Raw genomic sequence first — 21,819 nt, 5'->3', positions numbered from 1 at the left:
GCGGTAAATTTATGATGGGGAGTGTTCAATATGGGGAACCGCAACGAGATGAAGAAAATCAGCGCTGCTTTTGCAGCCCGCTATGAGCGCTTTATAAAAGGCTATCAGCAGTATAAAGCGGAACACATCCGGCAGCATACTGATGGGGAGGTCGAACGCTATGACAACAGCACACGAACTGAACAGGCTCAGCGATGAGGCCGTCTACAGCATCTTGTATTTCTATCATATTGAAGGATTTCCCGCCGAACACTTAGGCATGAAATATGGCGTCAGCAGTTTGATGATCGAAGGCATCGCCAAAGGCCGATACCGCCCGAAATGCCATGAAAATTTCATGATCGTCGAAGGCATTTTGGAACGCCGCTCGGTGAAGCGGGCCGAAAGCCTCTAAACCTGAAATAAAAACCGAAAAAGCCGGAAGCCCATTCAAACGGGTTTCCGGCTTTTATCTTGCTCACTCAAGTGCTTTGTCCGTCAGGTATCCGTAGCCTTGCGCTTCCATCTCTTCGAGTGGAACGAAACGCAGTGCTGCACTGTTCATGCAATAGCGCAAACCGCCGGCATCTTCCGGCCCGTCTTCAAAGACATGCCCCAAATGGCTGTCGCCTGTGCGGCTCCGGATTTCCGTCTGCATGCCGAACAGGGAAAGATCATCATGTTCGGTCACGACTGCGGGATCGATCGGCTTCGTAAAGCTTGGCCAGCCGGTCCCCGAATCGTATTTGTCTTTGGACGAAAAGAGCGGCTCGCCGGTGACGATGTCGACATAGATACCCGGCTCGTAAAAACCATCGTATTCATTATCGAATGCGGCCTCTGTCCCGTCTTCCTGTGTGACGCGGTATTGTTCATCCGTCAGCATCTCACGGATTTCCCCTTCATCAGGTTTCGGATAATCGGCCGGATCGACCAATTGCGGGACTTCCTGGTCTTCGAGGCTCGTGAAGTCGACATGGCAATAGCCATCGGGGTTTTTTTCCAAATAGTCTTGATGGTAGTTTTCGGCAAGATAATAATTCCTCAGCGGCTCGACTTCCGTGACAATCGGTTTCTCGTATTTTTGCTGCTCTTCGGCGATGGCTTTGTCGATCGTGCTTACCGCTGCAGGATCATTGTAGAAGATAGCGGTCCGGTATTGATTGCCGCGGTCGTTGCCTTGCTGGTCGACGAGTGTCGGGTCGATGATGAGGAAATAGCGGTCAAGCAATTCTTCAAGCGATACACGTTCGGGGTCATAGCGCAAATGGACGGTTTCGGCATAGCCGGTATCGCCTGTCAGCACCTCTTCGTAAGTCGGGTCTTCGATGGTGCCCCCGGCATAGCCCGACGTCACATCGTAAACACCATAGATGCGTGCCATATAGGCTTCGACGCCCCAGAAGCAGCCGCCCGCAAACCAAATGTCTTCCAGGTTTTCCGTATCGAATTCGAGCTCTTCGTTCGGGTTGTCGGGAAAACGGGATTCTGAAGAAGAGGCGGTGCTTGAGTCGCTGACCGCTTCACTTGAACAGCCAGCCAGCAGCAATAATAATAAGAGCACAGGCAGAAAATATCGTTTCATCGGGGGTTCCGCCTTTCTAGCGAATCGAATTCATCAATTCGAGTATCTCGTAGTTGGTCACATGGCCGGTGCGTCGTTCGGTGATCCTGCCGTCAGAGCCGATCCAGACAGAACTGGGGTAAGCTTCCATCTCGTATTGGCCATATACTTCTCCTCCCTCATCAAGCAGGACGATGAAATCACCGTCATGGTCGATGCTTGAGAACCAGGCTTTGAATTCATTGGCATTTCGTTCGGCGTACGTTCCAGGGGAGACGACCGTCAGGACAGTGAAATCTTCTTCGCTTTCGATCAGTTCTTCCATTTCGTTCAAGCCCGAAAGGCAAATGGAGCACCAGGAAGCCCAGAAGAGGAGGTAGACTTTCTTGCCCCGGTAATCATCGAGGTGATGGACAGTGCCGTTGAGGTCAGGCAATGCAAAGTCAGGCGCTGCAGGTCCGCGGTTTTCCGATAAAGCTTCCGAACAGGAAGTGAAGGCAAGCAGAAGGGCGGCTAGTATAAGCAGCCGAAATGGTAGTTTCATGGTGATCATCCTTCCAGGTGGGGGCTCAGCAAGGGTTTGGCGTTTTCTTGCTTGATTTGCTATCTATTTGAGCTATTCCCCAATCAAGGGCCCTTGAACCCTGGAACTGCAAGGATTTGGCATACTTATCGGCAAAGTCGGGTAAACTGAGTGTAAGTAAAAATATAGGGGCGGTTGGATGGATAAGGAAACGAAATTATCAGGGTTTGCTTTTATTGTGCTTCTATTCGGGCTTGGGCTTGCAGCTTTATTCATTGTCTTGTTCGCGGAACTGGCTGATGAAATGCTCGATCAGGAATTGGCGGTATTCGATGCGGTCACCATCCGATTGCTCGAAGCGATCGGGAGCAGCTGGATGGATACGGCAATGTTCATCATCACAGAACTCGGGTCAGTGTGGTTTCTTGTATTATTGTCGATTGGCGTCTTATGGATATTGGGAGTCAGGATGCGCGACAAATGGGGCGTCTTGTTCTATTTGGTGGCGGTTGGCGGCGGCTCGCTGTTAACGGTTTTGTTGAAGCATTTCTTCAGCAGGGAGCGGCCGAGCATCAATGAAACAATCGATGCGGTCGGCTATAGTTTCCCGAGCGGCCATTCGATGGGGTCACTAATCTTCTATGGTTTCCTCATTTACCTGGTTATCCGGACGCGGCAGAAACCGTGGCTGCAATGGGTATCCGTTTTCGGGCTCGGTGTGCTGATCGTGCTGATCGGCATCAGCCGGATTTATCTGGGCGCGCATTTTCCAAGCGATGTCTTGGCAGGCTATATCGCCGGTACCATCTGGCTTGTGCTGAGCCTGGTGGCGCTTGAATGGATCCAATGGCAGCAGCGAAGCCCGGTGCCGGCTGTCACAGCTTTGCGGAAAGTATTGGCACCGCTTTACCGGGCCGTCATCGATAAATTATAAGTACCAAGCTGCCGGTTTTGCCGGCGGCTTTTTTTAAGATTGAGACAGCCGGGACACTGGGGGAGTTTCCATCCCCTAGGGGACGCGCTTGTCTCAAACGAGGGCAGTTGAATTGAACCTGAATGCAGGATCCCGATCAGTTAGGTTGTCCTGGTCGGATTGATGGTGTTCCTTAATGCCATCTTAGTTTTATTCGTCAGCCGGCGCAACTAAAAATAACTGAAAAATCAAACAATTATGTGGCGTTTTTCTTTATAAGGGCGTATGATCGAAGAAAAGGAGGTGCCCTTGAGATGACCGATATTGTTGGGCTCTTGCCCATGCTCATTTTCGGCGGGATAGCTGTTGTCATCATCGGGATGGTATTCTCATTCAAAAATTGGACACATTAACGGGGAATATGGAAGCGGTTCTTGGAAAATCCTGCACAGGATAGACGGGTGCGGGATTTTTTAGTGCTCGAAAAGGGATTTTCGCATCTTTGCCGAATGAAAAACAAGGAAAGAATCAAAGAGGCAAGGCGGGGATTGGATGGATGAATTGAATTCTGGAGCTTTGATCATCGGTGGTGTGGCATTGCTATTGGTGTTCCTCGGGTTTTATATGCTGCAGGGAAAAGGCGCATTTTTGATCGCTGGCTATAACACGATGCCCAAAGAAGAAAAGTCGAAATACGACGGTCCCGCCATGGCCCGTTTTGTCGGGAAACTCCTATTCGCCTTGGCATTCAGCATGCTGTTCTGGCTTGCTGGCATGCTGCTTGAGAAAAGTTGGATGTTCTATATCGGCGTGGCCTTGTTTCTGGGGTTTACCGGAGGGGCTTTGATTTATATGAATACAGGCGGGCGATTTTTGAAACAGCCGCCTGCCAGCGGGCATGAAAAAAACAAGTAAGGCGAGGAGAGGCCTCGCCTTACTTATTTTTTTGGCTGATGGAGCGCCCGCTGCGCCCAAGCGCGTAGTAGATGCCGTGTTGCAGGCTTTGCAATGCTTCGAATTTCGACAGGTCCTGCATCGTCCGCGTAATGATCATGGCAAGCTCGGGCGAGACACCGACCAGAATGGTCTCTGTGCCGAGCAAGCGCGCGGCTGCGGCCAATTTATCGATCAGTTGCGCGGTATGCTCTGAAATATGGCGGTTCAATCCTGTCAGGTCGAGAAGCAAAAATTCCGCTTTATGTCTGGGCAGTTCGGTTAATGTATTGTTGATCAAGTCTTCTGTGCGGTCTTCGTCATAGCTTCCGATCATCGGCACGACGATAATTCCTTCAAGCACCGGGATGACGGGGGAAGAAAGTTCGCGCACCAGTTTCTGGAGCATTTGGGTCTTTTCATCGACCATCTCCTCAAGCTGGCGGATCTGCTTGTCTTCCTGGCGTCTCGCAAGTTCCCGGATGTTTTGCTGTACAGTAACGTCCGACGGATAATATTCCACAATGCTGTAAGGCTGTTCGTCATTTTGATAGCGAATGGTCCGGTACCAGAAATTCTGGCCGAACAATCCCGTCAAGACGCCTGCGTAATGGGATGGGACGAAAATCCCTTTGGTGCCTTTATGGTTCAATTGGTTCATCTTGAATTCCCAATCATCCTGTATATGCATCGTGAACGTGTATTGCTCGATGTCCATCTCGACGATCTCCACTTTGCCCCAGCCGGCCGGGGCATAGGTATTGGAGATCCACTCGACGACATTGCTGGCATCGATATTCTTCAATTCCCGGAAGCCCTCTCCGACGACGATGCCTTGCCTGAACCCTGTCGTCTCAAGCACCAGGTCGGTGGCTTCGGCGCCGGTGATTTCCCGGATCGTGTCGAAAAAGGTTTCCATGGCGGAAGTCCAGAAAAAGACGACATCGCCCCCATCGAAGAGCACTTCCCCGGTTTCCAGATCCCATTTCAACTCGGCTGCGCCGACTGTGATTTCTTTTTTCATGGTTGTATCCTCCGCTTCATTCTATATAGGCAGTGCCAGTTGATGGCAGTTGTTTCAGTATTCCCTGAGTACATGGAAATTATGCATCGAACTGGAAGAGCCTTGCATTGAAAAATAAAAAAAGCCGGGAATTGTTATTTCCGGGCTTTTTTATCGCCATAAAAAGATATTGCAGAAATGCTCTGGTCTTTCATCAAGTAGCCATGGCAATGCATCAGCCGCTCGCGCAAGCTCTCCGAAACCCGGTGCGCATCGTATGCACAGATGGAGATGACTTTCCGTTGGGTGGCGGAGCGGTCAATTTCCGTTTCATATTCGATGATTTCCTGGCTGATGTCTTCCTGGCTGCCCCATTCGATATGGCCCCATGTCCGGCACTGCCGGCCATCGGCAGTGAAAGACCCGACAACGCTTTCGAAGTATTCCAGAATGGCCGTGGGATGGAAGTTCCCTTTGCGCCAATAGAAATCGAAGTTATTGACGTAGTGGATTAATTCCAATTCCTCAGCAGACAACACTTGCTGGAGCTTTTTCTGGATCTGGGGATAGATCCGGGGGTTCTCGACGAACAGGACACGGTCGCCATTCCGGACGCCATCCAGGACATAAGACACGGCATTTTCTATATAAGGATCTGTTTGTTCGGTCAGGTAAAAGATATGCGCATAATCGGTATGGCGCAAGGTTTCTGTAAAGTCGCTCATTTTTTGGTTCATTTTATTCCCTCCATGTAACACGTTTTCCAATTAGTGATAAGATTTGTCTTCAGCCTGGAATAGGATGGCTGGAAGTGAAAAAAATGACAGCACTTGTGTACCTCTTGCTAGTATATACTACAAGGTGCATTTACGTCGCTTCTAAGCCGTCCGCCCTTGCGCATGTTTGAATGCCGTGCAGTTAAGGGAATGACTGCAGGCAAGGGAGGCGTATACATGGGCATTTTCGATAAACAAGCATTAGCTGAAAAACATCTATTGATCACGGGCGCAACAGGCGGCATCGGCTGGGAAACGGCCAAGGCAGTTGCACAGATGGGGGCGAAACTGACGGTTACGGGGCGTGATGCGGATAAACTGAAGCAATTGGAAAAAGAATTGAAGGGCATGATGGATGGCAGGCGGCTGCATGTCCACGCGGCGGATCTGACGGATCCCGGCGACCGAAAACAGCTGGTCGAAACCGCTGAAGCGAAGCTCGGGTTTATTGGCGGCTTGGTCAATTCAGCCGGAGCGGCTGGCGGAAAGCAAGTGGAAGAACTGGACCAGGAATTTCTGGAGCATCTGATGAACATCAATTACACATCCACTTTTTTGCTGACGCAACTGGTGTACCGGCGCATGATGGAAGAAGGCCGAGGGGACATCGTCAATCTCGCTTCTCTTTCGGGGCTTCGCGGCACGGCCGGAAACACGGCTTATGCGGCAAGCAAATTCGCGGTGGTCGGTTGGACGCAATCCATGGCCTTGGAGGCGATTGAGCATGGCATCCGCGTCAATGCAGTATGCCCGGGATATGTCGATACGGAAATGGCGAGGGCCAGCATCCAGAGAAAAGCGGAGCGCAAAGGGATTCCATTTGCGCAGGCGATGGAAGAAGCGGAGGCAGGGATCCCCTCGCACCGGCTGTCAACTCCTCAGGAAGTCGCCCGAACGATTGCATTCCTGCTAACAGATGCCGCACCGAATATCGTCGGGGAATCGGTGAAGATTTCCGGCGGCAGCGTCATGAGATGAAAAAAGCTGGACTCAGATTTCTGAGCCCAGCTTTTTCATTGTTCGATATAGTCCAGGGCATTGTCTTCGATCACGGTATCCGAAATACGCAATTGATCGAGCGCATCGCCGATATAAGGCTCACAATCCGCGCTATCGATTTTTTCACCGCTTTCGATCGAATAGCATTCACCAGAACCGGGGGGCGAGGTCAGGTCCGGCTTGAAGTACACATCGCCTTTCCGGAACGAGCCGTCGCGGAAAACGACGGGCTTTTCGGTGCCCGACAGCAAGGAATTGCCGAGCATGAAACCTTGGTCGATGCCTGCAAGCTCCAGGATGGTCGGCGCCAAATCGATTTGTCCGCCGGCGGTCTCGACCGTTTCGCCTTCCGGCAGGTTTGGCGGCTTGATCCATAGCGGGACGGTCCGGAACAATTCAAACTGCTCCGTCGCTCCGTTGGCGTCTAGTTTATTTGCCATCTCGCGGCCTTTTTCAGTCAATCCGCTGTCGTGGTCGCCATAGAAAATGACGAGCGAATCGTCCCACATGCCCTGCTGTTTCAATTCGTCGACGAGCACCTCGACTGCGCCATCGACATAATGGATGGTGTGGTAATAATTCCGGACCAATTCGTCTTCATAGCCCGGCAAGGCCAATTGTTTTTTGTCTTCTGGAATCTTAAAGGGGATATGGCTGCTCAAGGCAATCATGAACGCATAATACGGTTCTTCCAGCTTTTGGATGTGCTCGATCGATGTCCGGAAGAAATCCTCATCATTGATCGCCATGCCGACCTTTTCCGTATCGGGGTAATCCTTTTCGCTGAAGAAGCGGGAAAAGCCGATATTCCCATAGACAGTATTGCGGTTCCAGAAGCTCGCTTCATAGGCATGCATGGCAGCTGTATCATAGCCGCTTTTCCGCAAAGCTTCCGGAAGCGGCGCGAATGTGCTGTCAGGGAAGCGGGTATAGACAGAACCTGTGCGCAGCGGGTGCAGCGAGGTGTTGATGACGAATTCCGCGTCCGATGTGCGCCCTTCATGGGTCTGGTGATGGAAGGAAGGGAAGTACAGCATCTCTTCCTCAAGTTCATTCAAATAAGGCGTGACTTCTTCGCCGCCGATCTCCTGCCCGATGACGGACGTCTGCAACGATTCCAGTTGTACGAGGATAATGTTCGGCTGCTCGCCGCTGTTTCTCGTCCCAACATCTGCAGCAGCTTCCTGGAGCAGGGCTTTGTCCCGATCGGATGGTTCGGGTTCCCGGAAGATGGAGACGACGCCTTTGCCGAAATCATAGCCATGATAGCCCCAGAACCCAAGCTCATAGTATTCGCGCATATTGCTGACGGCGTCCCCAGCCAGCCAGCGTTCGCCCTTTGCGATGCTCGATAGGAGCGGTGCGGCAAATACCAAAAGCCCGATTGCCGCAATTCCTGCCGCAAGCTTGCCGTTCGTCGTCCGCACGGAACCGGCCAGGCGTTTCTTGGAGGCGAGGATGAAGACGAGAAATAATAGGAAGTCGGCAAAAAAGAAGAAGTCCGTCCAGCGGATCAAGCTCAAGAATCCGCCGCCGACGTCATTCATTTGCGTCATCGAGGGAATCAATTGAACGGATAATAGATCTCCGAAATAACGGTAATACCAAACGTCCGAAATCAGCAGGATGCTGTGGAGCGCCAAAAGCGACAGTAAGATCCAGCGCCGCTTGCGGGCGTCGATCAATAAGGTCCAACTCGAAAGGATCAGTGCACTTGATAAGCTGATCAAGAAAAAGCCGAAGCTGAACGGGGTGTCAGTGTATAAGCTGAAGAGGAATAATTTAAATGCGGAAAAGGCCAAATAGACCCAGTAATCGATTGTTTTCATAAAAGTTCTCCTTTTCTGTCGGTGAGGGCCTCTCCTATTCACTACCTGTAAACAGGCTTTCGGAAACATCAGTGGAAAAAATCAAAAAAGGGGCTGCCCCGAAAGCCCGGTTTCATGAGCTTTTGGAACAGCCTCTTAGCTTAGTTTAAATCCAGCCGCGTGCTTCCATCGCCTGGGCGATCCGTTCGACAGCGACCAAATATGCCGCCTCGCGCATCGTACAGTCTTTTTGTTCCTTCATTTCATAGACATCATCGAAAGCGTCCGTCATTTCGGTGTGGAGCCGCTCATTCACTTCCTGTTCGGTCCAGCGGAGATGGGTCGTGTTCTGCACCCATTCGAAATAGGAAACCGTGACGCCTCCTGCATTGCATAGAATATCCGGAATGACGGTGATGCCGTTCTTTTCCATTGCGGCATTGCCATCCGGCGTCGTGGGACCGTTCGCCGCTTCCGCCACGATCTTGGCGCGGATGGTCGGGCCGGTGGTCGAAGTAATCTGGTTTTCGAGCGCCGCGGGCACCAATATATCCACGTCAGCGGCGAATAACTCTTCATTGCTGAGCGATTCGTAGCCATTGTATCCGGCTACCGTGCCCGTCGTTTGGGCATAGCCGATCAGTTCTTCGATCGGCAGCCCGTCTTTATGGTAGACACCGCCCCCGGCATCAACTATGCCGAGCACCTTCACGCCACGTTCATGCAAGAGTTTGGCGGTGATGGATCCAACATTCCCGAAGCCTTGGACGACTGCGGTCATGCCTTCCAGTTCAAGCCCCAGTTTCTTGGCGGCATCTTCGATGGTGAAGACGACGCCGCGTCCGGTCGCTTCGACGCGGCCTTCCGATCCCCCAAGGATCAAAGGCTTGCCGGTGATCGTGCCGGGCACGTTTTTCCCTTTCAGGCGGGAAAATTCATCGATCATCCATCCCATGATCTGGGGTGTCGTGTTGACGTCCGGCGCCGGTATATCTTTTTCAGGGCCCATGATCGGTTCGAGTTCGCGGATAAAGCCGCGGGACAGTTCCTCAAGTTCCCGTTCAGACAACTCTTTTGGATTGACGACGATTCCGCCTTTGCCGCCTCCGTAAGGAATCCCGAGGATGGCCGCTTTCATCGACATCCAAATCGACAAGGCCGCCACTTCATCTTCCGTCACCCCTGGATGGAACCGGACACCGCCCTTAGTCGGGCCGAGCACGTCCAAATGCTGGGAGCGATAGCCTTCAAACTCGCGATATGTGCCATCATCCATGCGCACCGGAATCGAAACTTTCAAGATGCGCTTCGGCTTTTTAAGGATTTCGTATACTCCTTGGGGCAACTCGAGGTCCTGTGTCGCCACTTCGAGCATGCGTTGGACGATTTCGAGCGGGTTCGAAAGTTCGACGCCATCTTTCACTTCTTTTGCCGGCATCTCCTGCTTCAAGTCTTCTGCCACTTCTTCTTGGCGATGTTCTTGCTGTGTCATCATCTTCTCCTCCTTGGCTGTTTTCCTTCTATACTCTATGTCTTCCTATTAAGAATGGCGCTTAAACATCCAGAAGGGGAGAAGAGATGGATTAATGGATATCCGTGCCGTATAAAAGCCAAGGCGACGGCAATTCGAATGGGTGCCCATCCGGCAGTTTACTTGCTTGCGTGCGCGTCAAGTCCATCCATACAAAAGCCCCTTCTTCAGAATCAAGGCGGATTTTTTCAAGCGGCGCGCGCAAGGTTTCCCAAAGGCCCGGCTGGCCGAATAAATCTTCCCACGGGTAAATGGTGTGGAGGTAATCGTATTTCTTTACATCGTGTTTGGTGATGACGATCCGGTCGCGTGCCGGGTTTTCATAGAAGTCCCAACGTGCCAGCGCTTGGCCAGAGAACAGGTCGGGGCTGGCGGGAAACGGGTAATAGCATTCATACGGGAAGACCCGCCTTGAGCGGATATAGACTGTTTCGAGCCAGCGCATCTTGTCATCAATGCTTTCGATTTTTCGCCAAGGCGCAGCGCTGGTTTCAAAAAGCTCCACATTTTCTGCGATGGCGGAAAATAACTCAGCTTGGCGGGACAAACCGATCTTCTCCAGGACGCGCTGTGCCGGAAGGTTGAATTCCTGCGTATTGGCGCCGACGAAGCGGACCCCCGGATGATCGAGGGCCGCATCACGGACGTGGGCCATCAGGCGGGATGATAAGCTTTGGCCGCGGAAGCGCACGTCGCTCCGCATGCGCCCGAGCATGGCGTAGCTGCCGGCAAAAATGGTATAGCCGCCGATGCTTGCCAGCCGGCCGTCGTGGAATAGGCCGAATAAGCGGTTGGGGCCAGTCGAAATCCGGTCGAATACACGGATGACATAATCATCGTCGATGCCGGTATCCATGTCCTGTAATGCTGGCAAGTCGTCGCCGGTCAATTGTCGGATCGTTTCGTTCATCTATCGTCACTCCTTAAGGGTCATGGTTGCATAATAATTCTAGAGTATTCGGGGCATGACTACAAAGCGGGAACTATCATGGGCGGGGAACTTTTTTACACTTTCCGTTGTTTGGGGTTGCCAGCCGCGTTTTCTGCTTGGCAAGGCCGGCAGGGGAAACGCGGGATGGCGGCGAACTAATTGGAATAGCGATTGTTTCCCGGCAGTCAGGATAGATGGAACATTCCGGGAACGATAAGGAGGGAAGGCATTGGAAAACTGGAAAGCGGTGGAATTGGTCAAGGATATATTGTTTGGCTTGGGGCTTTACGCATTGCTCACTGTCGTTGGTTTATTTGTATCGATGGCGATTTCCGGCAGTTCGGACATGCTGTTATTGAACGATGAAGTGCGCGGTGAGATGGCGATGCAGACCATAGCGTGGATGATAGTGCCTGCTTTCTTGCTGTCATTGGGCTTGTCCTGGCTGAGAAGGATCCGGATGAAAAATGCGGCACTTCGCATCAGTATCGTCTGGGCGGTTTTAATGTTGTTCCTGTATTCAGTAGCTGCTTTATGGAGCGGCATTTTTACGGTGCTCATCGCTTCAGTATCATTTTATCTGCTTTTGGCTGCAGTGTTTCTTGGGCCGATCGTGTATGCGTTCATGAAAAAATTGCCTGCCTGGAAATAAATGCTGGAGTTTAATGCTGAAAACGGAAGGGAAAAGAGGACGATAGCAAAAATTCAAGAAGGGGGCGAAGAGGTGGCGATCCATCCACAAATCATTTTTAACGGAAACTGCAAAGAAGTGCTGGCTTATTATGAAGGCGTATTCGGTGTAACCGATGTGTCCGTCATTCATTATGGAGATAACCCGGGCTCGAAACTCGATGAGGATTTGAAGGAATTGATATTGGAAGCAGCGGTTCCGCTTTATGGCGATTATTTGTTGCTGTCAGACGCGATGCCCGGCAAGCCGGCGACATTCGGAAGCAATTTCCATGTCTCCATCCGTTCGGAAGAGCTAGGCGAAATGAAAGCCGATTTCAATAAACTTGCAGAAAGCGGAAAAGTGATCTTTGAATTCGAGGAAAGTTATTGGAGCGAAGCATACGGCGTCGTAGAGGATAAATTCGGTGTGCAGTGGCAATTCGATTATCGCAAATCGGAAGCGGGAAGCCCGGATGAAAACACCGATCAATGAAGACCCCCCCTATCGCTTAGGCAATGGGGGGGTTCTGGGCTGGAGAAGTTTACGGGCGGGATATGGATGACAGCGTTTCATATAAAATCTCTGCCAGCTGAAACTCAACACCCGCTGAAACAACACCTCCGACAAACCGGTTATAGAGCGTGATGGCAAAGTAGAATCCGATGAACAACAGCGCCGACACGATCAGCAGAATCACAAATGTTCTGGTCACCTGAAGTTCCTCCATTTCCAGTGATGCAAAACTTTCGCAGGAATCTGCCGGCAGGCATAGCTGCCGCTAAAAAAACAGCAAATTCAACAAAATGGTCAATACAATCGACAGGATAATCGAAATCAGTAAACTTCCCATACAGGAAATGCGCATGAAAAGACCGCCTTTCTTTCTGATCGACATGAATGAGGGAATGGTTGATGAATAAAAAAGTCAATTCAGTCTACTAGAATGCTTTCAGATAGTTTACCCGAAAAAAGCGGGGTCCTAACCCCTTAAATAAGGGATATAGGAGACATTCAGCCTTCTTGAGCTGATACGAAGAAAGCCATTGCTTTGTCGAATTTTGTCATAATTCCTCGGTTTCTTTAAAAAAACGGATGCTATTTTGAATATTTTTTGTTACAATCGTGTTACGAATAGATGTCCGGAGGGTAACATGGCTAATTACAATCAGTTTTCAGACAGTCATCCGAATAATGAATCCAATCGAATCGAAGCGGAAAAAAGCGCCGAAACCGGTGCTGAACCGCCAAATTTCCGGCCTAATAAAAAAGGTCCGCAGCGCCGCAAACTTTGGCTGAAGGCCGGTAGCGGCATTTTGCTGCTGTTCGTCCTGTGGAACGTATATTCCTTTGCGAGCTATGTCGCTCCATGGAATGAGGAGCGCTCGGTGGCGAATGCGGAACAGGATGAAATCCAGCAGTATATTTTCCAAAGCGAGAAAAGCGAGGAAGTGCTCAAGGAAGTCAGCAATTCGCTCATTCGCCTGTATGACCACAATTCGCTCACGGAACTCCATATCAATGAGATGGAGGAAAAGCTGGAGCAATTGTCCGAGGAACTCGACACAGACGACCCGCGCCTGGCACGATTGGAATCCTATCACTTTGCCCAAATCGAGTTGACGCGCGAAATGACGAAGACTTTACAGAAAAACCAAGTCGAGGAAGTCCACGAGAAACTGGATGAAATCCTCGACCGCCAAAAAGAGCAGGCCGACGACAAAGCCCAAATCTTGATCTCCTTGATGGAAGAGGAAGATATCACATATGAACAAAAGGCAGATGGGTCGATTGCCTACGAATAAGCAATATCATTCAGAAGTTGAAAAGCTCCCCCGAAATCCCAATGGGTTTCGGGGGAGCTTTTTCATGGTGTGCACCCAACCCCAGTTTTCATCTGGCCAGGGTAAAGGAAAAATGGCAAATTGAGAAAAAAGCCCTGTAATTCCAAAAGCTGAAAAAGGGTATAGGGATAGAAACATTCATATCCAAGGAGGGCTTTAATGGATACCCAACGATATAAAGTGAAAGCCGGCGAGAAAGTGGATCTCTCAGACTGGCCGACACAAGAAGATAATCGAATGGAACCCGGGCAAATCGAACAGCAATTGAAGGAAACAATCGAAGAATTGAAAACATGGCATATCCGGCTTCATGCAGAAGAAGAAAAAGGCATTGTGGTGGCCCTTCAGGCAATGGACGCAGCCGGAAAAGATGAAGCGATCACCTATTTGTTCTCGAACTTGACTGCACAAGGGCTGAAAGTGACGACACTCGGGAAACCGACGGAAGAGGAATTGAAGCATGATTATTTATGGCGCCTGCACGATGCCTTGCCGGAGCGGGGGCAAATCGGCATTCTAAACCGTTCCCATTACGAAGAAGTGATTGCGCCGCGCGTCCATGATTTACTTGAAGAAGAGCCCTTGCCCGACCAGTTAATCGACGGGGAAGTATGGAACCGGCGATACCGGCAAATCAACGAATTTGAACGGTATATGGTCGAGAACGGTTTTCCGTTTGTCAAATTCTTCTTTAATCTTTCGAAAGAAGTGCAAACTTCGCGCCTTCTCGAGCGGATGAAGAATCCCGAGAAAAATTGGGAGTTTTCCTTCAGCGATGTCGAAGAGCGGGAACATTGGGAAGATTACCAGGAGATTTTCGGCGATATGCTGACCCATACTTCTACGGACTATGCTCCCTGGTATATATTGCCGGCGGACGATGAAATGTATTCCCGTTTGATCATCGCCCGGGTGATGGTCGAAATGCTGGAAGAAATCAACCCGGAATTGCCTGAAATCAGCGGTGAACAAAGAGGGAAACTCGATCATTATATCGACAAGCTGGAAAAGGAAGCGAAATGATGAAACCCGAAGCGGCACATGCTGCTTCGGGTTCCTTTTTTTGACTGTGCTTCATTGAAACAATAAGTAATCATTTTCAGAAATGAATTCGTAGCTTAAATCGACAAACAGGAAGCATTCGTCCGATAGCGGATAGCTGAATGTACGGATCATTTCCCCGGTTTCGATATCGGCGTAGATGTCCGACAGCCGGCCTTTGTGGCTCGCTTTCATGAGCATCATGTTTTCCAAAAAATACGGGCGAAAAGCCCAGTGGGAGCCGATTTGCTGTGGTTCGCCTTGCCAATTTCCGCCCGTTTTCCGGAAGTTGGAGGAGACTTGTTCCCCGTCGCCATTGCAGATGTAGATGCGGAAGCTTTCCGCTTCGAAAAGAGGGAGCACTTCCTGGATGAACAGGTCGGCATATTCAGGGCTTTGCCATTTACCCATCAAGCGCTTGAGTTTTTCTTCAGAACGGGCGGTATAGGCCAAGCGTTCGCTGACCATCGCTTTCTCGCGGTGGACGAACGCCTTTACTTGATCGCCCACATGGATGGATAAAGCGCCCGTTGTCAGCAGGGCAGGGTCCGGATGGGCCAGATAATAGCCTTGGTAATAATGGCCGCCGTGTTTCCAGGCAAAATACAATTGATGGTTATCTTCTATATATTCGTATAACAGTCGTGCACCGATGCGGTGGGCAAGCATCGACAAAGAATGGATGATGTCCTGGAATGCATCAGGCTGATGATGGCGGCTGATGCTCATATCGATTTTCAGGATATGCGGCCGCAATTGGCGGATGCGGTCGATATTCGAACTTTTCGCGCCTACATGGTCAACGGCGATCTGGATGCCGTAGGTCTTGAAATACAAGAGCAAGTGGTTGAGTGTATCAAAATCATCGTTGAAATCGTGCTCGGTAATTTCAAGGACAATGCGTTCAAGCGGGAATCCGCGTTTGCGGTATTCCAGCAAGGTCTTCAGGAAGTCTTCGCCATCTCCTGCCATCAACTGGCGGGCGTTGCGGTTGATGAACAACAGGCAGTCGCTGTTCTGGGCCAGCAATTGATCAAGCGCCATTTCGAGCAGTCTTTGGTCCACTTCTGTTTTGAACTCGTCCGGGACTTCCGGGTCATTGAAGAAATCGCCGAGTGATTTGGTTCCGTCCGGTTCTATGTAGCGGCCGAGCAATTCGTAGCCGATAACATCGTGCTTGACGGCACTGACGATCGGCTGGAACACCGGCATGACTTTGTCCATATTGTCGATGATGTCTAATGGATCCATACTATCTCTCCTTGCCGTGCACTGTCTTCTTCTATTTTAGTCTTAATTATTCCGTCATTCAATTGAAGCTTTTGAGACACTGTTCAAATGAGGAATATTCCGTGAATGGTAAGAAAGCGGAAATCCAGCCAGAAGTGCTTGCTTTTCTATGATCGCACCCCCTATAATGTGAATCGCTGCCTTGCCTCATCGCCTTCACCGGAATGCAGGCATCGCTCATTACGATTAGATGAACGGAGAATAAAAAATGGACAAATTTTACCGCCTCGGGGCAATTTTCATTGCTTCCATTGTTATGGCGATCGCTTTCAATATGTTTCTATTGCCACATGAAATTCTATCAGGGGGCGTCACCGGTGTCGCCATGATCTTCGGTTTGATGACGCCGGTCAACTCGGGGATTTGGCTGATCTTGCTGAACTTGCCGATCCTGATTGTCGGCTGGATGAAGCTCGGCAAGACCTTCATCGCGAACAGCATTTTTTCGGTTGCCGTTACGTCGATCGCCATGCTGTACATCCCGATTGTCCAAGTGACGGAAGATGCATTGTTGTCATCGGTTTTCGGTGGCGTCATTTCAGGCGCTGCAGTCGGGATCATCATCCGCTTTTACGGGTCGACGGGCGGCTTTGACGTCATCGGCCTGTTGCTGACAATGAAACGCGACATCCCGCTCGGCTTCATGGTGTTCACCTTGAACAGCGGCGTCGTCTTCATCTCAGGCTTTATCTTCAACTGGGAACTCGCGATGTACACGATGGCATCAATTTATATCACGGGCATCGTCGTCGACCGTATCCATACGCGCCATATCAAGCTCAGCTTGATGGTCGTGACGGCAAAAGGCGACGAAGTGAAGAAGAAGCTATTGTCGAACCTGTACCGCGGCATCACGGTTACGGACGGGGAAGGCGCTTATACCGGCGCCAAGGTGAAAGTGCTGCATAGCGTCATCACCCGTTACGAGCTGGCGTTTGTCCGTCCCTTGATCCGGGAAATCGACCCGAATGCATTCGTCAGCATCACCGAGACGATGGAAGTGGTCGGGAATTTCCGGCGAGACGAAAACTACAAGAAAAATCCGATGTAATGTGAAAAAGCCGTCCGGAAAAAGTGTCTTCACACTTTTCCGGACGGCTTTTCCTTTGCTTGTTGAAATACATGCTCAATAGGCGGCTATTCGGCTTCCTCGGCAAAAACGCGGTATACCACTTCATCGAACAAAGTGCTGCCTTGTCCCGGATAAATCTCGCGGTGCTGGAAATTGCGCCGTTTCAGTGCATTCGCCAGCAGGAAATGATCGATTTTCCTGAATGCTACCACAGCCGGTTCATGCTTTTGGGAACTGCGCAATTGAACCGATAGGCCATCTTCGAACTCCTCGAACGCCACCTCGGGAAGCAATGGGAACTTCCGGTCTTTATGGAGCAGGTTGAACGCACGGTCGATGGTTTCGTTATCGATGAAATCGGGCTGGCGGATCATCAGTGAATAAGTCGCCGAGCCGGCGTCCTGCCCCTGTGTATGATGGAGTGTTTCAGGCGGATAAAGGGAGTAATGCGTGAATCCTGGCGGACAATAGCCATGCTGCGGCATCGATTGGACCGCTTCCGATAAAGCAGTCAACACCCGAAGGCGTTCATGGAAATCTTCGGACCCGATGCTTCTGCGCCCGTCGATCACAAAATAGAATTGTTTCGGGATATGCACGGCATGCGCTTCGGTGGCAGGGGCGTATAATTTTTGTTCCTCCATTTTCCAATCCTGCATCATCAACTCACTCCTCTATTCACGGAATTCCAGGTCTTTCATCCAAGTGGCAAGATGGGCTTTTGTATTGGCGTTCCATTCGTCATTGATGTCTTTCAATAATAAAACTTCGAAATCCTGGAAGCGGTCATGCTGGACGAAGGTCGGGGTGAAGGCGGGATTTGTGATGGCTATGCTTGCCCCTTCTGCAGTTTCCAGCTTTTCGATGTCCAGGTGGACGATGCCGCCAATCCGCCGTTCGACGCCTTTTTGCCCAGACAGGAAATTGCCGAGTGAGTAGAAGACGAAACTGCGGCGGCCATCTGCAGTATCGATCCATGCAGGCGGCTGCAGGACGTGGGGGTGGTGGCCCAGAATGATGTCTGCGCCGTTTTCAGCGGCGAAACGGGCAAGTTCCGCTTGCTCTTGTGTCGGCATCATTTCATATTCATTGCCGAAATGGAGGCTCAACACCGATACATCGGAATGCTTGCGCGCATGCGCCAAATCCTGTCGGATCAACTCCGGGTCGATGCGGTTGACCAAATATGGCCGGCCGGCAGGCGTCGGGACGCCATTGGTGCCATAGGTATAGGATAAAAACGACAACGTGATGCCGTTGCGTTCGAGTACCGGAATGTCGGCGCGTTGTTGTGCGGACAGGTGAGAGCCGCTTGACGCCATGCCGATATCCCGCCAATGGGAAATGGCGTTCTCGATTGCCTGTACGCCGCGATCCAAGGTATGGTTGTTTGCCATGGAGACAACATCGATCCCCGCATTTTTCATGGCGTCGCCGAGTTCGAATGGACTGTTGAAAGATGGATAGCTCGAAACGCCGATTTCGCTGCCGCCGATGATGCTTTCGGAATTGGCGACGGTAATATCGGACGAATCAAGAAAGGGCTGGACCGGATCGAACATGGAACCGAAATCATAAGTGCTGCCTGTTCTGGCGTCTTCGTAAAGCGGCTCGTGAATGAGGACATCGCCGATTGCCGACAAGCTCACGCGGTGGTTCCTCGCCAATCGCTCCGGCATCACCGAAACCGGAACAGCGCGCACGGTGAATTCGAAGGGGGCGGATTCAGCCGCAGATGGCTGTTCACCGCTGGCACCAAATATGCCGACAGCAGCGAGGCATACGATAAACCATTTTAGGAAAGTCGCCATGAGTCAATTCCTTTCGGTTGTCCTGCCGTAACTAGCGGGGCGTGAACAGTCTGTATTCCTTAAATTGATTGGTTTCAGAATACTATAACCGTGAGGAAATCACTAGGTTTTTTCTGGTTTTGGTGTGATGAATAGCCTGCCTTTGCGAAAGACAGGAAAAGAAATCCGCCTGCAAGCGCAAATGATTCACATAATGATAAAGAAATAGATGATGACCATGATGATCATGATCGACAGCATCGTGGAAATCAGGCTGATGCGCAGGTTCGACGAATAGAAGGTTTCCTGGATGATCTGCTGGCGTTTTTCCCGGTAAGTGCGCGTAGCCGTGAAAATGATGACCAGCCCGAAAACACAGGCGAAGATGCCGAGAATGATCGTGAACAAATCGACAAAGGGATTACGCACGACACCCATCGTGAAATGCAGGCTTGTCGCCAGGAAGCCGACACCGACGATGGAGATCGCCGTGCGGATCCAGGCGAGATACGTGCGCTCGTTCGCGAGATGCTGCTGGGTATAAGTCAGCTGGTTTTTTTCCTTGCGGTAGGATTGCCGTGACAAGTTCTGGACCTCCTTCGGCCGGTTGGCCGGTGCTTTCTTTTAGTGTACCCGAAACGGGAGTGTTCTAATTAGAAAATAAACATGAAATGGATAACCGAAGACATAATCTGGGTATACATATATCATCACAAGTAAATGGGGAATATCGATGGAATTATTGCTGACTATCCTGATCCTGCTGATCGCGCTCCTCGTCTCCAATGTAGTGAGCCACTACGTGCCGCAAGTGCCGGCAGCGCTTATCCAAGTGGCGCTCGGGACGATCATCGTACTGGTCTTCGAGGATTTTACATTTGAATTGGAAGCCGAATGGTTTCTGCTGCTGTTCATCGCACCGCTCCTGTTCAACGATGGGCGGCATTTTCCGCGTGAGGAATTATGGCGCATGCGCGGGCCGATTTTCGGCAACGCCGTCATCCTGGTGCTGCTGACGACCTTGATCGGCGGTTACTTCATCCACTGGCTCATTGAAGACATTCCGCTCGCCGCAGCATTCGCACTCGCTGCCATCCTGTCACCGACAGACCCCGTCGCAGTGAACGGCATTTCACAGCGCGTCCGTATCCCTGGCAATGTGCTAAGCCTGGTGCGGGGGGAGTCGCTGATCAATGACGCCTCGGGGCTCGTCGCATTCAATTATGCAGTTGCTGCTGTCGTCACGGGGACCTTCTCGCTATACTCCGCTATTTTTAATTTCTCCTATAAATTTTTGGCGGGTGCGCTTCTTGGAGCCGTAATCGCCCTCGTGTTTGTCGGCATCCGCTTATTGTTCCGCAAACAAGGGATCAATGACGTCACGTTCCATTCGCTATTGCAAATCATGACGCCTTTCATCATCTTCGTCGTCGCGGAGGAATTATTAGGGGCATCCGGTGTTATCGCCGTCGTCGTCGGCGGGATTGTCCATTCACTTGTGCAGGAAGACACCGAAGCGCTGGTCGCAGAAGAGCAGATGCTGACGGAAAACATCTGGACGATCATCACCTTCGTGCTGAACGGCATCATCTTCCTGTTGCTCGGGCTCAATATCCCGGGGGCGATGAGCGGCGCGCTGGAAAACCCGAATATGGATGAAAGCGTCCTGCTGTCGTATGTCTTGGCGATTACTGCCATGCTGCTGGGGATCCGCTTTATTTGGGCTTATTTATTCTCCCAATACGAATATCGCTTCGGAAAAATGGAAGATGCTGCAAAGCCGAGCCTCAAGCTGACCTTATTCGTCAGCCTGACGGGCGTGCGCGGAACGGTGACGATGGTCGGGATCCTGTCCCTGCCAATGATTATCGAAGGCGGTTATATCTTCCCGCAGCGGTCACTGCTGCTGTTCCTGGCAGTGGGCACGATCCTTTTGACGCTGCTGCTTGCGACCGCCTGCCTCCCGCTTCTCAGTAAAGGCAAACTGGCCGGTGATGAAGAAGACGCTACGATCGATTTGGAAGAAGCAAGGCGCCGCCTCCTGCTCGCGTCGATCGCCCGTATCAAATCCGAACTGACCGAATCGAATGAAACGGCAGCCTATGAACTGATGGATGAATATCGTTTACGTTTCCAGCAAGTGCAGCCGGAAGGGGAAGAGGCGAAAGAAGCCAACAAGAAATACCAGCGCCGCATGAAGGAAGTGCGACTGCGGGCGTTGAAGGCCGAGCGCCGTTACATTGAAAGGCTGAAGAAGACAGAGGGGATGGAGCGGGATGTCTATGCCGCTTTCGAGCATTCGCTGAACCGCCGTGAAGAAGCGATCGCCCATAACGCCCGTTCGACTCTATTGTATTTACAAGGCAAGCTGATCCGCGCATGGCGCAGGTTCCGCGGGGAAAACTGGCAGGATGAGGAAATTCGCCTGGTTGAATACCAGGTCGGCCGCGAGGTGCAATTGAAGGCACTTGAAGCCGCCCTAGAGAATTTGGAAGCCTATCATCAAAAAGCTTCCCGCAAAGATATCGTCGAAGCGGTTTTGACCGAGTACCGGAAAATGATCAGCCGTTTGAGAAAGCCCGAAACTTTGTACGATGAGCGTTACGAGATGCAAAAAGAAGAATTGCGCATCAACGTCATGGACATGGGCCGCGCCAAAATTTACGATATGTACGATGCCGCGGAAATCACACGGCAGCAGGCAAAAGAATTAAGGAAATACATCAATTACATCGAAAGCGTCACCTTGTACGATCCGACGGAATAAAAGCAGAAGCTCAGGCTTCTGCTTTTTAGTATGTTGAATAAGTTCGCAATCCACTATAAGCCAACGAAGAAACTGGCTTTTCGACATTATATAATCAGTGGTTTGCCTGAGTGTTTGGAGAAGCGTTTGCTCGACTCCTGTGGGATTAGCGGGTTTGAGAGACCCCGCAGGAACGAAGTGACGAGGAGGCTCGATTCCCGCCCCACGGAAAGCGAGTAATAAGCTTCGGAAAATGCGATTATCAAGTGTTTCTCTACAGCTTAGAAAGCAGAAGCTCAAGCTTCTGCTTTTTCATTTAGATTGAAAAATCTGTCACTTCTGTAAATGACATGCTTTCTTCGGGATAAAAAGCGAACAAAATTCAAAAAAACTATTGAATCGTCCG

23 protein-coding genes are annotated in these 21,819 nt (G+C 50.9%); 11 read left to right on the top strand and 12 right to left on the bottom strand.

The annotated features are described in order from the left end of the window. The first annotated feature begins 30 nt into the window (after window positions 1-30). Window positions 31-198 (top strand): hypothetical protein, encoded by a 168-nt coding sequence (locus tag DP119_RS15895; protein WP_157101624.1) that lies wholly within the window; start codon window positions 31-33, stop codon window positions 196-198. Beyond that, window positions 161-394, top strand: coding sequence for a hypothetical protein (locus tag DP119_RS13790; protein WP_112233711.1), 234 nt, complete (start codon window positions 161-163; stop codon window positions 392-394). Before DP119_RS15895 ends, DP119_RS13790 begins: the two co-directional genes overlap by 38 nt. Before the next feature lie 63 nt (window positions 395-457). On the opposite strand, the gene msrB is transcribed toward DP119_RS13790, so the two are convergent. Beyond that, window positions 458-1,564 (bottom strand): peptide-methionine (R)-S-oxide reductase MsrB, encoded by a 1,107-nt coding sequence (msrB, locus tag DP119_RS13785; protein WP_112233710.1) that lies wholly within the window; start codon window positions 1,562-1,564, stop codon window positions 458-460. Between the two features lie 16 nt (window positions 1,565-1,580). Further along, window positions 1,581-2,087: a TlpA family protein disulfide reductase gene (locus DP119_RS13780; RefSeq protein WP_167399240.1), complete on the bottom strand. Its 507-nt coding sequence runs from the start codon at window positions 2,085-2,087 to the stop codon at window positions 1,581-1,583. A gap of 178 nt (window positions 2,088-2,265) precedes the next feature. Here DP119_RS13780 and DP119_RS13775 point away from each other — a divergent pair, with 178 nt between their 5' ends. After that, window positions 2,266-3,000, top strand: coding sequence for a phosphatase PAP2 family protein (locus DP119_RS13775; protein ID WP_101189797.1), 735 nt, complete (start codon window positions 2,266-2,268; stop codon window positions 2,998-3,000). Window positions 3,001-3,531: 531 nt separating this feature from the next. Further along, window positions 3,532-3,894, top strand: coding sequence for a DUF3784 domain-containing protein (locus DP119_RS13770; RefSeq protein ID WP_112233708.1), 363 nt, complete (start codon window positions 3,532-3,534; stop codon window positions 3,892-3,894). 19 nt (window positions 3,895-3,913) lie between these two features. Here DP119_RS13770 and DP119_RS13765 read toward each other — a convergent pair whose 3' ends face one another. Together DP119_RS13765 and DP119_RS13760 are read right to left on the bottom strand one after the other, a co-directional pair. Next, on the bottom strand, window positions 3,914-4,936 hold the full coding sequence (locus DP119_RS13765) for an STAS domain-containing protein (RefSeq protein ID WP_101189799.1): 1,023 nt from the start codon (window positions 4,934-4,936) through the stop codon (window positions 3,914-3,916). 134 nt (window positions 4,937-5,070) lie between these two features. Next, complete coding sequence (locus tag DP119_RS13760) at window positions 5,071-5,652, bottom strand: MEDS domain-containing protein (RefSeq protein ID WP_240616446.1); 582 nt, start codon at window positions 5,650-5,652, stop codon at window positions 5,071-5,073. A gap of 216 nt (window positions 5,653-5,868) precedes the next feature. Here DP119_RS13760 and DP119_RS13755 point away from each other — a divergent pair, with 216 nt between their 5' ends. Beyond that, window positions 5,869-6,669 (top strand): SDR family NAD(P)-dependent oxidoreductase, encoded by an 801-nt coding sequence (locus tag DP119_RS13755; protein ID WP_101189800.1) that lies wholly within the window; start codon window positions 5,869-5,871, stop codon window positions 6,667-6,669. A gap of 35 nt (window positions 6,670-6,704) precedes the next feature. Here DP119_RS13755 and DP119_RS13750 read toward each other — a convergent pair whose 3' ends face one another. From DP119_RS13750 to DP119_RS13740, 3 genes are all read right to left on the bottom strand, one after another. Next, window positions 6,705-8,519, bottom strand: a complete 1,815-nt coding sequence (locus tag DP119_RS13750) for an LTA synthase family protein (protein ID WP_112233707.1) — start codon at window positions 8,517-8,519, stop codon at window positions 6,705-6,707. 145 nt (window positions 8,520-8,664) lie between these two features. Beyond that, window positions 8,665-9,990: a Glu/Leu/Phe/Val family dehydrogenase gene (locus DP119_RS13745; RefSeq protein WP_420812321.1), complete on the bottom strand. Its 1,326-nt coding sequence runs from the start codon at window positions 9,988-9,990 to the stop codon at window positions 8,665-8,667. Between the two features lie 91 nt (window positions 9,991-10,081). Further along, window positions 10,082-10,939, bottom strand: a complete 858-nt coding sequence (locus tag DP119_RS13740; protein ID WP_112233706.1) for a GNAT family N-acetyltransferase — start codon at window positions 10,937-10,939, stop codon at window positions 10,082-10,084. A 250-nt stretch (window positions 10,940-11,189) separates the two neighbouring features. Between DP119_RS13740 and DP119_RS13735 the strand changes: the two genes are divergently transcribed. Both DP119_RS13735 and DP119_RS13730 read left to right on the top strand, forming a co-directional pair. Beyond that, window positions 11,190-11,612, top strand: coding sequence for a hypothetical protein (locus DP119_RS13735; protein WP_112233705.1), 423 nt, complete (start codon window positions 11,190-11,192; stop codon window positions 11,610-11,612). 72 nt (window positions 11,613-11,684) lie between these two features. Next, on the top strand, window positions 11,685-12,125 hold the full coding sequence (locus DP119_RS13730) for a VOC family protein (RefSeq protein WP_167399239.1): 441 nt from the start codon (window positions 11,685-11,687) through the stop codon (window positions 12,123-12,125). Between the two features lie 49 nt (window positions 12,126-12,174). Here DP119_RS13730 and DP119_RS15890 read toward each other — a convergent pair whose 3' ends face one another. Further along, window positions 12,175-12,345, bottom strand: coding sequence for a hypothetical protein (locus DP119_RS15890; RefSeq protein ID WP_167399238.1), 171 nt, complete (start codon window positions 12,343-12,345; stop codon window positions 12,175-12,177). A 439-nt stretch (window positions 12,346-12,784) separates the two neighbouring features. On the opposite strand from DP119_RS15890, the gene DP119_RS13725 reads away from it, so the two are divergent. Continuing rightward, a complete protein-coding gene (locus tag DP119_RS13725) occupies window positions 12,785-13,435 on the top strand; it encodes a hypothetical protein (RefSeq protein WP_112233703.1) in 651 nt (216 codons plus the stop codon). 198 nt (window positions 13,436-13,633) lie between these two features. Continuing rightward, window positions 13,634-14,497 carry a PPK2 family polyphosphate kinase gene (locus DP119_RS13720; protein WP_068872494.1) on the top strand — a complete coding sequence of 288 codons (864 nt, stop codon included), beginning with the start codon at window positions 13,634-13,636 and terminating at the stop codon, window positions 14,495-14,497. 51 nt (window positions 14,498-14,548) lie between these two features. Here DP119_RS13720 and DP119_RS13715 read toward each other — a convergent pair whose 3' ends face one another. Next, complete coding sequence (locus tag DP119_RS13715) at window positions 14,549-15,766, bottom strand: EAL domain-containing protein (protein WP_112233702.1); 1,218 nt, start codon at window positions 15,764-15,766, stop codon at window positions 14,549-14,551. A gap of 247 nt (window positions 15,767-16,013) precedes the next feature. Here DP119_RS13715 and DP119_RS13710 point away from each other — a divergent pair, with 247 nt between their 5' ends. Beyond that, entirely contained in the window at window positions 16,014-16,856 is an 843-nt protein-coding gene (locus DP119_RS13710) for a YitT family protein (protein ID WP_112233701.1), read from the top strand. 86 nt (window positions 16,857-16,942) lie between these two features. Here the strand turns inward: DP119_RS13710 and DP119_RS13705 are convergent, their stop codons facing one another. The 3 genes from DP119_RS13705 to DP119_RS13695 form a co-directional block, all read right to left on the bottom strand. Continuing rightward, window positions 16,943-17,539 (bottom strand): hypothetical protein, encoded by a 597-nt coding sequence (locus DP119_RS13705; protein ID WP_112233700.1) that lies wholly within the window; start codon window positions 17,537-17,539, stop codon window positions 16,943-16,945. A 12-nt stretch (window positions 17,540-17,551) separates the two neighbouring features. Beyond that, complete coding sequence (locus DP119_RS13700) at window positions 17,552-18,688, bottom strand: CapA family protein (RefSeq protein WP_112233699.1); 1,137 nt, start codon at window positions 18,686-18,688, stop codon at window positions 17,552-17,554. Between the two features lie 186 nt (window positions 18,689-18,874). Further along, window positions 18,875-19,252 (bottom strand): YidH family protein, encoded by a 378-nt coding sequence (locus tag DP119_RS13695; protein ID WP_112233698.1) that lies wholly within the window; start codon window positions 19,250-19,252, stop codon window positions 18,875-18,877. 148 nt (window positions 19,253-19,400) lie between these two features. Between DP119_RS13695 and DP119_RS13690 the strand changes: the two genes are divergently transcribed. Then, window positions 19,401-21,434 (top strand): Na+/H+ antiporter, encoded by a 2,034-nt coding sequence (locus DP119_RS13690; protein ID WP_112233697.1) that lies wholly within the window; start codon window positions 19,401-19,403, stop codon window positions 21,432-21,434. The last annotated feature ends 385 nt before the right edge of the window (window positions 21,435-21,819 follow it).

The organism is Planococcus maitriensis (assembly GCF_003289925.1).
GTDB classification, from domain to species: Bacteria; Bacillota; Bacilli; order Bacillales_A; family Planococcaceae; genus Planococcus; species Planococcus maitriensis.
Note: the sequence above shows the minus strand (reverse complement) of the source record. Positions and strands in the feature narration are given on the sequence as shown.

Bases quoted from the DNA above. Each gene is read 5' to 3' on its own strand.
- DP119_RS15895 (WP_157101624.1), top strand. From the start codon at position 31: ATGGGGAACCGCAACGAGATGAAGAAAATCAGCGCTGCTTTTGCAGCC.
- DP119_RS13790 (WP_112233711.1), top strand. From the start codon at position 161: ATGACAACAGCACACGAACTGAACAGGCTCAGCGATGAGGCCGTCTAC.
- msrB (WP_112233710.1), bottom strand. From the start codon at position 1,564: ATGAAACGATATTTTCTGCCTGTGCTCTTATTATTATTGCTGCTGGCT.
- DP119_RS13780 (WP_167399240.1), bottom strand. From the start codon at position 2,087: ATGAAACTACCATTTCGGCTGCTTATACTAGCCGCCCTTCTGCTTGCC.
- DP119_RS13775 (WP_101189797.1), top strand. From the start codon at position 2,266: ATGGATAAGGAAACGAAATTATCAGGGTTTGCTTTTATTGTGCTTCTA.
- DP119_RS13770 (WP_112233708.1), top strand. From the start codon at position 3,532: ATGGATGAATTGAATTCTGGAGCTTTGATCATCGGTGGTGTGGCATTG.
- DP119_RS13765 (WP_101189799.1), bottom strand. From the start codon at position 4,936: ATGAAAAAAGAAATCACAGTCGGCGCAGCCGAGTTGAAATGGGATCTG.
- DP119_RS13760 (WP_240616446.1), bottom strand. From the start codon at position 5,652: ATGAACCAAAAAATGAGCGACTTTACAGAAACCTTGCGCCATACCGAT.
- DP119_RS13755 (WP_101189800.1), top strand. From the start codon at position 5,869: ATGGGCATTTTCGATAAACAAGCATTAGCTGAAAAACATCTATTGATC.
- DP119_RS13750 (WP_112233707.1), bottom strand. From the start codon at position 8,519: ATGAAAACAATCGATTACTGGGTCTATTTGGCCTTTTCCGCATTTAAA.
- DP119_RS13745 (WP_420812321.1), bottom strand. From the start codon at position 9,990: ATGACACAGCAAGAACATCGCCAAGAAGAAGTGGCAGAAGACTTGAAG.
- DP119_RS13740 (WP_112233706.1), bottom strand. From the start codon at position 10,939: ATGAACGAAACGATCCGACAATTGACCGGCGACGACTTGCCAGCATTA.
- DP119_RS13725 (WP_112233703.1), top strand. From the start codon at position 12,785: ATGGCTAATTACAATCAGTTTTCAGACAGTCATCCGAATAATGAATCC.
- DP119_RS13720 (WP_068872494.1), top strand. From the start codon at position 13,634: ATGGATACCCAACGATATAAAGTGAAAGCCGGCGAGAAAGTGGATCTC.
- DP119_RS13715 (WP_112233702.1), bottom strand. From the start codon at position 15,766: ATGGATCCATTAGACATCATCGACAATATGGACAAAGTCATGCCGGTG.
- DP119_RS13710 (WP_112233701.1), top strand. From the start codon at position 16,014: ATGGACAAATTTTACCGCCTCGGGGCAATTTTCATTGCTTCCATTGTT.
- DP119_RS13705 (WP_112233700.1), bottom strand. From the start codon at position 17,539: ATGATGCAGGATTGGAAAATGGAGGAACAAAAATTATACGCCCCTGCC.
- DP119_RS13700 (WP_112233699.1), bottom strand. From the start codon at position 18,688: ATGGCGACTTTCCTAAAATGGTTTATCGTATGCCTCGCTGCTGTCGGC.
- DP119_RS13690 (WP_112233697.1), top strand. From the start codon at position 19,401: ATGGAATTATTGCTGACTATCCTGATCCTGCTGATCGCGCTCCTCGTC.